At 65.0% G+C, this 11,737-nt stretch carries 11 protein-coding genes; 7 read left to right on the top strand and 4 right to left on the bottom strand.

All coding sequences use genetic code 11. The features are described from left to right. Window positions 1-16 precede the first annotated feature (16 nt). From ACQR0Z_RS29895 to ACQR0Z_RS29885, 3 genes are all read right to left on the bottom strand, one after another. The gene (locus tag ACQR0Z_RS29895) at window positions 17-823 is read right to left on the bottom strand and encodes an enoyl-CoA hydratase/isomerase family protein (RefSeq protein WP_434920997.1); all 807 of its coding nucleotides are present in this window, start codon (window positions 821-823) and stop codon (window positions 17-19) included. A 153-nt stretch (window positions 824-976) separates the two neighbouring features. Then, the gene (locus ACQR0Z_RS29890) at window positions 977-1,735 is read right to left on the bottom strand and encodes an SDR family NAD(P)-dependent oxidoreductase (RefSeq protein WP_434859642.1); all 759 of its coding nucleotides are present in this window, start codon (window positions 1,733-1,735) and stop codon (window positions 977-979) included. Window positions 1,736-1,792: 57 nt separating this feature from the next. Then, window positions 1,793-2,452: a TetR family transcriptional regulator gene (locus ACQR0Z_RS29885; RefSeq protein WP_434859884.1), complete on the bottom strand. Its 660-nt coding sequence runs from the start codon at window positions 2,450-2,452 to the stop codon at window positions 1,793-1,795. 155 nt (window positions 2,453-2,607) lie between these two features. Between ACQR0Z_RS29885 and ACQR0Z_RS29880 the strand changes: the two genes are divergently transcribed. The 4 genes from ACQR0Z_RS29880 (at window position 2,608) to ACQR0Z_RS29865 (ending at window position 7,299) form a co-directional block, all read left to right on the top strand. Then, on the top strand, window positions 2,608-3,780 hold the full coding sequence (locus ACQR0Z_RS29880) for an acetyl-CoA C-acetyltransferase (RefSeq protein WP_434878966.1): 1,173 nt from the start codon (window positions 2,608-2,610) through the stop codon (window positions 3,778-3,780). 171 nt (window positions 3,781-3,951) lie between these two features. Beyond that, on the top strand, window positions 3,952-5,487 hold the full coding sequence (locus ACQR0Z_RS29875) for an acyl-CoA synthetase (protein ID WP_434920996.1): 1,536 nt from the start codon (window positions 3,952-3,954) through the stop codon (window positions 5,485-5,487). 263 nt (window positions 5,488-5,750) lie between these two features. Beyond that, the gene (locus tag ACQR0Z_RS29870; RefSeq protein WP_434921050.1) at window positions 5,751-6,821 is read left to right on the top strand and encodes an alpha/beta fold hydrolase; all 1,071 of its coding nucleotides are present in this window, start codon (window positions 5,751-5,753) and stop codon (window positions 6,819-6,821) included. A gap of 97 nt (window positions 6,822-6,918) precedes the next feature. Continuing rightward, on the top strand, window positions 6,919-7,299 hold the full coding sequence (locus tag ACQR0Z_RS29865) for a hypothetical protein (protein ID WP_434920995.1): 381 nt from the start codon (window positions 6,919-6,921) through the stop codon (window positions 7,297-7,299). Window positions 7,300-7,566: 267 nt separating this feature from the next. On the opposite strand, the gene ACQR0Z_RS29860 is transcribed toward ACQR0Z_RS29865, so the two are convergent. After that, window positions 7,567-8,289, bottom strand: coding sequence for a hypothetical protein (locus tag ACQR0Z_RS29860; protein WP_434859639.1), 723 nt, complete (start codon window positions 8,287-8,289; stop codon window positions 7,567-7,569). A gap of 202 nt (window positions 8,290-8,491) precedes the next feature. Between ACQR0Z_RS29860 and mbfA the strand changes: the two genes are divergently transcribed. From mbfA to ACQR0Z_RS29845, 3 genes are all read left to right on the top strand, one after another. Further along, the gene (gene mbfA, locus ACQR0Z_RS29855) at window positions 8,492-9,463 is read left to right on the top strand and encodes an iron exporter MbfA (protein ID WP_434859638.1); all 972 of its coding nucleotides are present in this window, start codon (window positions 8,492-8,494) and stop codon (window positions 9,461-9,463) included. 72 nt (window positions 9,464-9,535) lie between these two features. Continuing rightward, window positions 9,536-10,066 carry a cytochrome b gene (locus ACQR0Z_RS29850; RefSeq protein ID WP_434920994.1) on the top strand — a complete coding sequence of 177 codons (531 nt, stop codon included), beginning with the start codon at window positions 9,536-9,538 and terminating at the stop codon, window positions 10,064-10,066. Between the two features lie 84 nt (window positions 10,067-10,150). Then, entirely contained in the window at window positions 10,151-11,620 is a 1,470-nt protein-coding gene (locus ACQR0Z_RS29845) for an amidase (protein WP_434920993.1), read from the top strand. Window positions 11,621-11,737: the final 117 nt, after the last annotated feature.

The following is an 11,737-nucleotide window of genomic DNA, read 5'->3' as shown; positions in this document are numbered from 1 at the left end:
TTGCGGATCTTGATATCTAGCGGTTGGTATAGACCGGCTTGCGCTTCTGGAGAAAGGCTTCAATGCCTTCCTTGAAATCCTCGGAGCGGCTGCACAGCACTTGGTTGCGATCTTCCATCGCGATGACGGCCTCGATCGATGACGCATCGACGCTCATGTTGAGGCATTCCTTGGATAGGCGGAGCCCGACCGGCGAGGCGGTCATCATGGCCTCGATGATCGGCGCAGCGGCGTCATCGAGCTGATCTTCTTCGACGATCTCCGACACCAGCCCGACCATCAGCGCGCGTTCGGCGCCGATGAAACGTCCGGTGAGGATCAGTTCGGAGGCGACGGAGACGCCGACGAGGCGCGGCAAAAAGTAGCTGGTGCCGATGTCGCAGCCGCCCAGACCGAGCTTGACGAAGGCGCAGTTCATGCGGGCCGAGCGCGTGGCAATGCGAATGTCGGCGGCGAGCGCCAGCGCGAAGCCGCCGCCGGCGGCCGCGCCTTGCACCAGCGCAATGATCGGCTGCGGACAGCGCCGCATCAGCATCACGATGTCGGCGATGCGGCGTTGCGAGTCCAGGGATTCGGTCACACCAGGCGGCTCGTTGACGCCGCCGCGCCGCTGCATCGCGGCCTTGAGATCGAGGCCGGCGCAGAAATTCTTGCCCGCGCCCTTGAGCACGACGACGCGCGTGGTGCGATTGCGCTGCAGGCTTTCGAAATAGGTATTAAGCGCGTCGATCAGCGCGGGATCGAGCGCGTTCAGGCTTTCCGGACGATTGAGCGTCACCCGGTCGACACCGTTGTCGTGCTCGATCAGCAGCGGTTGGGACATGGCGCGCGCTTTCCTCACCGTCATCCCGGCGAACGCCGGGATCCATAGCCACCGGCTTCATTGGTTAGGGCGCGGCGTCTGCCAGAGTGCTTCTCACAGACGCCGCGGAGTATGGGTCCCGGCTCAAGGCCGGGACGACAGCGGAGGTTGCCGTCAGCGCGGGGCCATGCGGATGGCGCCGTCGAGGCGGATGGTTTCGCCGTTGAGCATCGGGTTCTCGACGATGTGGACGGCGAGGTTGCCGTATTCCGAGGCGTCGCCGAGGCGGGCGGGATGCGGCACCTGGGCGCCGAGGCTCTTGCGCGCTTCTTCGTTCAGGCCCATCAGCAGCGGCGTCAGGAACAGGCCGGGCGCGATGGTGTTGACGCGGATCTTCTGGCTGGCGAGATCGCGCGCGGCCGGCAGGGTCAGGCCGACGACGCCGCCCTTCGACGCCGAATAGGCGATCTGGCCGATCTGGCCTTCATAGGCCGCGACGCTGGCGGTGTTGATGGCGACGCCACGCTCCTCGCCGATGGGCTCGGCGGTGACCAGGCGCTCGGCGAACAGGCGCAGCACGTTGAAGGTGCCGATCAGGTTGACGTTAATGATGCGCGCGAACTTCGCCAGCGGATAGACGCCGTCCTTGCCGACGATGCGCTGCGAGCCGCCGATGCCGGCGCAGTTCACCAGCACACGGGCGACGCCGTGCGCGGCCTCGGCCTTGGCGATGCCGGCCTTGACCTGCTCCTCATTGGTGACGTCGGCATGCAGGGCGACGCCCTTGAGTTCGGCCGCGACCTTCTCGGCATTCTCCAGGCTCTGATCGAGCACGGCGATCTTGGCGCCCTTCGCGGCCATGGCGCGCGCCGTGGCGGCGCCGAGACCCGAGCCACCGCCGGTGATGAGAACGGCAACGTTGTTCAACTGCATGGTTAAGTTTCCTCCGTGGATGTTTCTTGTTGGCGGCAAGGAGCGAGCGGCAAACACCTACTCGCCATTCGCCCTCTTCAATATCCCGCCGCAGATCAGCGCCTCCATGTGGGCGATGTACTGGCGGCAGACTTCGTCGGTGACCGGGCCGACGCCGATCGCGCGCGACATGGCGTGGCGGCCGAAGAACAGGTGATCGCAGGCGCCGATCAGGCTGGTGTAGAACAGCACGGGATCGACGGCGCGGAACTCGCCCTTGGCGATGCCCTCTTCGATCAGCCGGCGATGGAATTCCAAGAGCGGCGCGACGAAGAATTTCGACACCTCGTTGGCGGCGTCGGCGCTGCTCTCGTGCAGAAGATAGTGGATCAGCCGGTTCATGTAGGGAAACCGGTGATAGGCGCGGATGATGCCGCTGATGTGCAGCTTCAGCTTGGCGGTCGGCGGCAGCGGCTGCGCCAAGAGATATTCGAGATTGGCGACCTCAGTGGCCGCGTCGCGCGCGAGAAGCGCCAGCAGCAGGCCGTCCTTGTTGCCGAAATGGTATTTCACCAGCGCGGCGTTAGAGCCGGACTTCTGGGCGATGTCGCTGAGCGAGATCTCGATCGAGGACCGCTGGATCATCAGCTCGCTGGCGGCATCCAGCAGCTTTTCCGCGGTGGCATTCCGCCCCACGGCAAGCTTCTCCGGCGCGCTGGTCTGCAGCTGAGGTCCCAAAACGGTGCCCACCTTGGACGTTTCCCACCTGATTGTTGGGGCCAGATAAGCCGAAGCCGGAGGCGATCTCAAGAGTTAATTGATCGATTGACTAAAGCTCAATCGCGCATTTAAATCCCTCCCAATCAACGAACCAAGTCTAGGGAGGAAACCTCATGGCGGAAGCCTATATCGTCGCGGCTGCGCGCACGGCCGGCGGTCGCAAGGGCGGGCGTCTGTCCGGCTGGCATCCGGCGGATCTGGCGGCGAAGGTGCTGGACGCGCTGGTCGAGCGCTCCGGCGCCGCGCCGGACCAGGTCGAGGACGTGATCATGGGCTGCGTCATGCAGACCGGTGAGCAGTCGACCAACATCGCGCGCAATGCGGTGCTGGCCTCGAAGCTGCCGGAGAGCGTGCCGGGCACCTCGATCGACCGCCAGTGCGGCTCGTCGCAGCAGGCGCTGCACTTCGCCGCGCAGGCAGTGATGTCGGGCGCGATGGATGTGGTGATCGCCGCCGGCGTGGAGTCGATGACGCGCGTGCCGATGGGCCTGTCCTCCACCTTGCCGGCGAAGAACGGCTTCGGGCACTACAAAAGCCCGAGCATGGAGAGCCGCTATCCGAACATCCAGTTCAGCCAGTTCACCGGCGCGGAGATGATGGCGGAGAAGTACGGTCTCTCGAAGGATGAGCTCGACGAATACGCCTATAACAGCCACCAGCGCGCGATCGCGGCGACGCAAGGAGGGCACTTCAAGGACGAGATCATCCCGCTGCAGATCACCCGCGCGGACGGCTCCACCGACACCCACCATATCGACGAGGGCATCCGCTTCGACGTCAGCCTCGACGGCATCAAGGGCGTCAAGCTGATTGCCGAGAACGGCAAGCTGACGGCGGCGTCCGCCAGCCAGATCTGCGACGGCGCCTCCGGCGTGATGGTCGTCAACGAGCGCGGCCTGAAATCGCTCGGCGTCAAGCCGCTGGCCCGCGTGCACCACATGACCATGATGGGCGGCGATCCCGTCATCATGCTGGAAGCCCCGCTGCCGGCGACGCAGCGCGCGCTGCAGAAGGCCGGCATGTCGATCGACGACATCGACCTCTACGAGGTCAACGAGGCCTTCGCCTCAGTGCCGACCGCGTGGCTGAAGACCACCGGTGCCGATCCCAGCCGTCTCAACGTCAATGGCGGTGCGATTGCGCTCGGTCATCCGCTCGGCGGCTCCGGCACCAAGCTGATGACGACGCTGCTGCATGCGCTGAAGCAGCGCAACAAGCGCTACGGCCTGCAGACGATGTGCGAAGGCGGTGGCATGGCGAACGTCACGATCGTCGAGCGGCTGTAGCCGTCGCTCCAACAACGGTGTCGTCCCGGCCTTGAGCCGGGACCCATAGCCACCGAAATCGATTTTGGGCGAGCTGGAGCCACAGCTCGCTCTCACCACAGGCCCTGTGGTTATGGGTCCCGGCTCAAAGCCGGGACGACAGCTTTTTCCTAATTTAGCGGTGAGCCCATCATGACCCACCCGTCCATCTACGCCCAGAGCCATCCCGACAAGATCGCCTATCAGATGGCCGGCACCGGCAAGGCCATCACCTATCGCGAGCTCGACGAGCTCTCCAACCAGGGCGCCCAGCTGTTTCGATCGCTTGGCCTGAAGGCCGGCGACCACATCGCCTTCCTGATGGAGAACCGGCTCGCCTTCATGGAGATCGCCTGGGCCGCGCAGCGCTCCGGCCTCTACTACACCGCGATCAGCCGCTATCTCACCAAGGACGAGATCGCCTACATCATCAAGGATTGCGGCGCCAAGGTCTTCATCACCTCGCCGAAATGCGCCGAGCAGGTGCGCGACCTCGTGACGGCGGACGGCCCGCTGTTCTTCATGGTCGACGAGCCGGAGCCGGGCTTCCGCTCCTGGGACAAGGAGGCCGGCGCGCAGCCCAAGACCCCGATTGCCGACCAGGTCGCCGGCTATGACATGCTGTATTCGTCGGGCACGACCGGGCGGCCGAAGGGCATCAAGAAGGATTTCGAGGGCAATCCGATCGATCAGCCCAACCAGTTCCTGCGCGTGCTGTGCGCCGACATGTGCGGCATGAATGCCGAGAGCATCTACCTGTCGCCGGCGCCGCTGTATCATGCGGCCCCCTTGCGCTTCAACATGATGGCGATCACGCTCGGCGGCACGTCGATCATCATGGAGCATTTTGACGCCGAGGAGTTCCTGAAGCTCGTCCAGACGTACAAGATCACGCAGTCGCAGCTGGTGCCGACGATGTTCGTGCGCATGCTCAAGCTGCCGGAGGACGTCCGCAAGCGCTACGACGTCTCCACCCTGAAGGGCGCGATCCATGCGGCGGCGCCCTGCCCTGTCGACGTCAAGGCCAGGATGATCGACTGGTGGGGGCCGATCCTGATCGAGTACTATGCCGGCTCCGAGGGCAATGGCGTCACCGTCTGCACCTCGAAGCAATGGCTCGAGCATCGCGGCAGCGTCGGCCGCGCCGTCGTCGGCAAGATCAAGATCCTCGGCGAGGACGACCAGGAGATGCCGACCAGCGAGATCGGCACGGTGTATTTTGCCGATGCGCCGGTTTTCTCCTATCACAACGATCCAGAGAAGACGAAGCGCGCCTACAACGACAGGGGCTGGTCGACGCTCGGCGACGTCGGCTATCTCGACGCCGACGGCTTCCTTTATCTGACCGACCGCAAGTCCTACATGATCATCTCCGGCGGCGTGAACATCTACCCGCAGGAGACCGAGGACGTCCTGATCACCCATCCTGATGTCGCCGATGTCGCCGTGTTCGGCGTGCCGAACGAGGAGATGGGCGAGGAGGTCAAGGCCGTCGTGCAGCCGCACGACATGGCGCGCGCCGGAAAGGCGCTCGAGGAGCAGCTGATGCTGTTCTGCCGCCAGCATCTGTCGCCGATCAAATGCCCGCGCTCGATCGACTTCGAGCCGGAGCTGCCGCGCACCCCGACCGGCAAGCTGGTCAAGCGCCATCTGCGCGAGCGCTATTGGCCGAAGAAGGGCGCGGGGTAAGCGGGCCGCGCCTGCAGCTCAAAGCAACGGTGTCGTCCCGGCCTTGAGCCGGGACCCATAGAGCCACCGTCCCGAGTTTTGCGAAAGCTGGAGCTGCCAGCGCTGCCTACCACATTATCCTGTGGTTATGGGTCCCGGCGTTCGCCGGGACGACACAGATGAGGGCCGCGATGACCTCTTCTTTTCCACTTCCAGCTCTTCCCCCTCTCCCTCTTCCTCCCACTATCCGCTCGCGCTTCGTCGACGGCATCAACGGCTTGCGCATGCACGTGCTCGAAGCTGGCTTCGAGACGCCCGGCCGGCCATGCATACTGCTGCTGCACGGCTTTCCCGAGCTCGCCTATAGCTGGCGCAAGGTGATGCCGGCGCTGGCGGCGGCGGGCTATCACGTGCTGGCGCCGGACCAGCGCGGCTATGGCCGTACCACCGGCTGGAGCGCCGACTATGACGGTGACCTCGCGCCGTTCCGCTTCACCAATCTGGTGCGCGATGCGCTGGGCGTGGTCTATGCGTTCGGCCATCGCCACGTCGCGGCGGTCGTCGGACATGATTTCGGCAGCCCGGTCGCGGCGTGGTGCGCCCTGATCCGCCCCGACGTGTTTCGATCGGTCGTGATGATGAGCGCGCCGTTCCCGGGCCCACCGGCGGCACCGTTCGACACCGCCGACCACCCTCTCGCTGCGCCCGAGGATCCCGTGCATCGCGAACTGGCCGCGCTATCTCGGCCGCGCAAGCACTATCAATGGTACTACTCGACGCGAGAGGCCAACGCCGACATGCATCGCGCGCCGCAGTGTCTGCATGATTTTCTGCGCGCCTATTATCACCACAAGAGCGCGGATTGGCCTGACAACAGTCCCGCACCGTTGCAGGCATGGACAGCGAGCGAGCTGTCGAAGCTGCCGACCTACTACGTCATGGACCTGGACAAGACGATGGCCGAGACCGTCGCCGAGGTGATGCCTGACTCTGCGACGATCGCGGGCAATCGCTGGCTGCCGGATCATGAGCTCGCGGTCTACGCCGCCGAATATGAACGGACCGGCTTCCAGGGCGGCCTGCAATGGTATCGCTGCGGCACGTCAGGCCTGTTCGACGCGGAATTGCAGACATGGTCCGACCGCACCATCGACGTTCCGTCCGCATTCATCTCAGGGCTGCAAGACTGGGGCATCTACCAACGGCCCGGCGTGCTTGAAGCGATGCAGTCCCGAGTGTGCACCAACATTATCCTGAGCGAGCTGATCGATCGCGCCGGACATTGGGTGCAGCAAGAGCAGCATGACAAAGTCAATGAGCTCCTGTTCACGTTCCTGAACAAATCGACAGCCTGATTTTGGACGCGTTGCGGCCTCATCAGGCGAATCGAGGAACGAACATTCGGGGTGCGACGTTTTGGCATCCGGGCGATGCGCATCAGGAGATGAATTCATGGATAAGAAGATCGCAGGCTTGTTGGGCGCGGTCGCCGCTGTCGGCGCGCTCGGCACGGGCCAGGCGTCAGCGGCTCCGGCCCCCACCGACGTGCTGAAGGCCAATTCCTACGCCGATCTGCTCGAGCCGATCCCGAATGCGGCCAAGGTGCTGCAGGCGCTCGACGAGCAGGCGCCGCCGGAGGCCGAGCCGAAGGTGCAGTTGGCGCAGTGGTACCATCACCACCATCATCATCACCACCATCACCATGGCTACTGGCGCGGCTATGGCTACGGCCCCGGCTATGGATATGGCTACGGTCCCCGGGTCTATGTGGTGCCGCGCCGGTACTACCACCACCATCATCACCATCACCACTGGTACTACGATCGCTATTGATCGTCGTCAGGTGAAGGCCATGAGGGCGTCGATCGCAAGGTCGGCGCCCTTTCGTTTTTGGGGGCGAGACAATCGCGTGTGGCGGCACTACCGAAACGAGCGGGTCGTCAAATTGTTACTCCGTCATGCCCGGGCTTGACCCGGGCATCCACGTGGTTCTCAGCATGCCGGACGACGTGGATGGCCGGGACAAGCCCGGCCATGACGTCGTGGAGAGATGAGCGCAAAACTTCGATGGTCGCATGCGACAGCCCTGTTTTGCTGCTTTCAGGACTTGCGCGCCTTCTCCTTCGCCGCGCGGTGGAGATGGCGGTAGGTGCCGTCGAACACGGTGTCGGTGCTCGACACCCATTCGGTCTCCTTGGCGAGCACCGGACGGCTGGCGTGGATGCGGCGCGACTGCAGCTCGCGCTCGGCGGCCTCGTCGGGGCTCATCGGCTCCACCGTGAAGTTGGCCTCCTCGGGAATCACGATCACCTGCGCGAACGGCTCGCCCGGACGGAAGATATGCGTGCGCCCCTCGGCCGGCGCCTTGAACACGCAGAAGAACAGCATCGGCCAGAAATTGCGCACCAGCGCCGGAACCGCGATCGGGCAGGTGTCGGTGCGGTCGGTGTAGAAGCGCGGATGCGGCTCGGTGCGGATCGCAAAGCCAGGCGGCACCTTGAGATCGATCAGGATCTGATAGGTGTAGAACGCATCGCCGAAATTGCGGAACGGCGGCCATTGCAGGCTCGGGCTCGGCGGCTCGCCCCAATCGCCCGACAGCTCCAGCTTGCCGTCGCGCGTCGTCACCTGCAGCTCGAAATCATACGGATAGAACAGCTCGATGCCGTATTGCGCGCCTTCGGAGAACGGCACGCAGTGCCAGACCTGCTCGTGCGAGCCATTCGCGCGCGGCTGCCGCTCGCCGGCCCAGCCCGGAATATCCATCCTGGTCCGTCGCGGCGCCAGTCTCGGATCATTCAGCCGGTATTTGACGCTGGTCATTGGAACTCCTTAGGTAGCCAAGCGGAAACGCGAACCGTGAATTTGCCCAGGGGTTCCCTGACTGGGGCCTGAATGCGACCTCACGAAAACGTTTCGCGACCACCGCGCGGCGGCAGTTTGACCGCGCTGCGGCAAAACCATATAGCGTTTAGAAACGTTCTAAACTCGACTGCGTTGAGAACGGCAATCCGGGGACCTTGGAATGAAGAATTTCGCCGACCTCACCGAGCGCGAGATCCTGGCGATCGCGATCTCGGCCGAAGAGGAAGACGGCCGCATCTACATGAGCTTCGCGGAAGACTTGGCGGAGCGGTATCCGGATTCGGCGAAACTGTTCGAGCAGATGGCCGAGGAGGAGAAGGGCCACCGCCATATGCTGCTCGAGCTCTATGAGGAGCGCTTCGGCAAGAACCTGCCGCCGATCCGGCGCGAGAACGTCAAAGGGTTCATGCAGCGCCGGCCGATCTGGCTGACAAAGAACCTGTCGCTCGACGCCATCCGCAAGGAAGTCGGCACCATGGAATTCGAGGCCGAGCGGTTCTATGCCAAGGCCGCCGAACAGGCCAAGGACGTCGGCGTGCGCCGGCTGCTCGGCGATCTCGCCGAGGCGGAGAAGGGCCACGAGAAGGTCGCGGCGCAACTGACCGACAAGATCCTCAGCCCGGACGTCCGCGACAAGGAAGACGAGACGCGGCGCCGCGTGTTCGTGCTGCAATATGTGCAGCCGGGTCTCGCCGGATTGATGGACGGTTCGGTCTCCACGCTGGCGCCGCTGTTCGCGGCCGCCTTTGCCACGCATCAGAATTTCCAGACCTTCCTGGTCGGCCTCGCCGCCTCGATCGGCGCCGGCATCAGCATGGGCTTTGCCGAGGCGCTGTCTGATGACGGCTCGCTCACGGGGCGCGGCTCGCCCTGGCTGCGTGGCGCGGTCTGCGGCGCGATGACGACGCTCGGCGGCCTCGGCCATACGATGCCCTATCTGGTGCCGGACTCCTGGCCCAACGCGTTCTGGATCGCGACGGCGATCGCCAGCCTCGTCGTGTTCTTCGAGCTGTGGGCCATCGCCTATATTCGCGCGCGCTACATGGACACGCCGTTCATGCAGGCCGTGTTCCAGATCGTGCTCGGCGGCATCATCGTGCTGGGTGTGGGAATATTGATCGGCGCAGCCTAGCATCGCCCCGGCAGGCGGAACGTCCAGCCACGGCGCCGATGGCGCCCCATCGATCGCAACGGAAGGCTCGTGATGACACCACGCCTGCACTACGGCACGCCCGCGAAAGTCCTGCATTGGCTGGTGGTGGCGCTGCTCGCCGTCCAATATCCGATCGGCTGGCTGATGCCGGATTTGCACGCCAATACGCCTCCTGGCGCGCCGATGATCCTGCACATCTCGTTCGGCCTCACCATTCTGCTGCTGATCGTGCTGCGCTTTGTCTGGCGGCTCACCCATCCCGTGGCGCCGGAAAGCTCGCTGCCGGCGTGGCAGCGGCTGAGCTCGGAGGCGGTGCATTGGATGCTCTATGTGATGGTGCTGGCGACGACCATCACCGGCTGGCTGTTTGCCTCCTATCGCGGCTGGAGCGTGTCGTACTTCTATCTGTTTCAGCTGCCGATGCTGGCCACGCGCAACCCCGCAGGCAACCGCGCCATCGACGGCCTGCACCAGGCATCCGAGTGGCTGCTGCTGATCCTGATCATCGTGCATGTCGGAGCCGCGCTGGCGCACATCTTCGTCTATCGCGACCGCGTGATGCAGCGCATGCTGCCGGGTTGACGGCGCGCCTTCCGCAATTTCGATCAAGCGCCTGCCACGCGTCTGGGGTAAAACACGACCTCCACGCGTACGGGGAGCAGGACCTTGGCTGCATCGCAATGGACGTTCGCAACCGCCGTCGAGACGGCAAAAGCTCTGGAACATCGAGAGGTCTCATCGGTCGAGCTGACTCAGCTCGCGATCGACCGCATCCAGCGACATGACGACAAGATCAACGCCGTGTGCGTGCGCGATTTCGACCGCGCGCTGGAGGCCGCCCGCGTAGCCGACGCGCGGCTGGCACGTGGCGAGCGCGCCCCGCTGCTCGGCTTGCCGCTGACGGTGAAGGAATCCTACAACGTCGCCGGCCTGCCGACGACCTGGGGCTTTCCGCAGCAGAAGAATTTCGTCGCGGCCGAGGATGCGCTGACGGTGACGCGCGTGAAGGACGCGGGCGGCATCGTGCTCGGCAAGACCAACGTGCCGCTCGGGCTCGGCGACTGGCAGAGTTACAACGACATCTACGGCACGACGAATAACCCTTACGATCTCGGCCGCACGCCGGGCGGCTCGTCCGGCGGATCGGCGGCGGCGCTCGCCGCCGGCTACGGCTCGCTGTCGCTCGGCTCGGACATCGGCGGCTCGCTGCGGGTGCCGGCGTTTCATTGCGGCGTCACCGCGCACAAGCCGACCTATGGCCTCGTGCCGACGCGCGGCCACACGCCGCCGCCGTTCCAGCCGCTGCCGAACGAGGCCGACCTCGCCGTGGTCGGCCCGATGGCGCGCTCGGCGGCTGATCTGTCGCTGCTGCTCGACGTGATGGCCGGCCCCGATCCGCTCGAAGCGGGCACGGCGTATCGGCTGGAGCTGCCGCCGCCGCGGCATACGCGGCTGCAGGATTTTCGCGTGCTGGTGGTCGCGTCGGATACGCTGCTGCCGACCGACACCGCCGTGCGCGGCGCGATCGAACGGCTCGCAGCTGATCTGGCGAAGGCCGGCGTCAATGTCGTAAGGGAAAGCCCGCTGCTGCCGGACTTCGCCGCCACCAGCCGGCTCTATATGCGCCTGCTGCTCGGCTTCCTCGGCGCGACCATGCCGCCGCAGGTGCATGCCGAGGCCAGCCAGGCCGCCGCGCATTTGCCGAAGGAAGCGATGAGCCTCGCGGCCGAGCGGCTGCGCGGCCTCGCGCTCAGCCATCGCGACTGGGTGCAGGCCAACAACGCCCGCTTCGGCCTGCGCGCACAATGGCGGGCGCTGTTTGCGCAGTTCGATGCGGTGATCTGCCCGATCATGCCGACGCCGGCGTTTCCGCACGACCACTCGCCGGATCAGCGCGAGCGGCGCGTCAAGATCGATGGCGTGGAGCACGACTACAACGACCAGCTCGCCTGGCCGGGTATCGCCACCCTGCCCGGTCTGCCGGCCACGCAGATTCCGCTCGGGCTCGCGGATGGCCTGCCCGTGGGCGTGCAGATCGTCGGCCCCTTCCTCGAAGACCGCACGCCGATCAAGCTCGCCGAACTGATCGAGCGCGAGTTCGGCGGCTTCACGCCCCCGCCGATGTTCGCGGATTAGTTCGATCTTCGAGTTATTCGACGGCGTCTCACCCAACCTCTCCATCGTCATGGCCGGGCTTGACCCGGCCATCCATCGTTCGGGAAGGATGGATGCCCGGGTCGAGCCCGGGCATGA

It is taken from the genome of Bradyrhizobium sp. HKCCYLS3077 (assembly GCF_051167555.1).
GTDB lineage: Bacteria > Pseudomonadota > Alphaproteobacteria > Rhizobiales > Xanthobacteraceae > Bradyrhizobium.
Note: the sequence above shows the minus strand (reverse complement) of the source record. Positions and strands in the feature narration are given on the sequence as shown.

What these genes read in the sequence shown, in the direction of transcription:
- ACQR0Z_RS29895 (WP_434920997.1), bottom strand. Translation starts at nt 823, where the DNA reads ATGTCCCAACCGCTGCTGATCGAGCACGACAACGGTGTCGACCGGGTG.
- ACQR0Z_RS29890 (WP_434859642.1), bottom strand. Translation starts at nt 1,735, where the DNA reads ATGCAGTTGAACAACGTTGCCGTTCTCATCACCGGCGGTGGCTCGGGT.
- ACQR0Z_RS29880 (WP_434878966.1), top strand. Translation starts at nt 2,608, where the DNA reads ATGGCGGAAGCCTATATCGTCGCGGCTGCGCGCACGGCCGGCGGTCGC.
- ACQR0Z_RS29875 (WP_434920996.1), top strand. Translation starts at nt 3,952, where the DNA reads ATGACCCACCCGTCCATCTACGCCCAGAGCCATCCCGACAAGATCGCC.
- ACQR0Z_RS29870 (WP_434921050.1), top strand. Translation starts at nt 5,751, where the DNA reads ATGCACGTGCTCGAAGCTGGCTTCGAGACGCCCGGCCGGCCATGCATA.
- ACQR0Z_RS29865 (WP_434920995.1), top strand. Translation starts at nt 6,919, where the DNA reads ATGGATAAGAAGATCGCAGGCTTGTTGGGCGCGGTCGCCGCTGTCGGC.
- ACQR0Z_RS29860 (WP_434859639.1), bottom strand. Translation starts at nt 8,289, where the DNA reads ATGACCAGCGTCAAATACCGGCTGAATGATCCGAGACTGGCGCCGCGA.
- mbfA (WP_434859638.1), top strand. Translation starts at nt 8,492, where the DNA reads ATGAAGAATTTCGCCGACCTCACCGAGCGCGAGATCCTGGCGATCGCG.
- ACQR0Z_RS29850 (WP_434920994.1), top strand. Translation starts at nt 9,536, where the DNA reads ATGACACCACGCCTGCACTACGGCACGCCCGCGAAAGTCCTGCATTGG.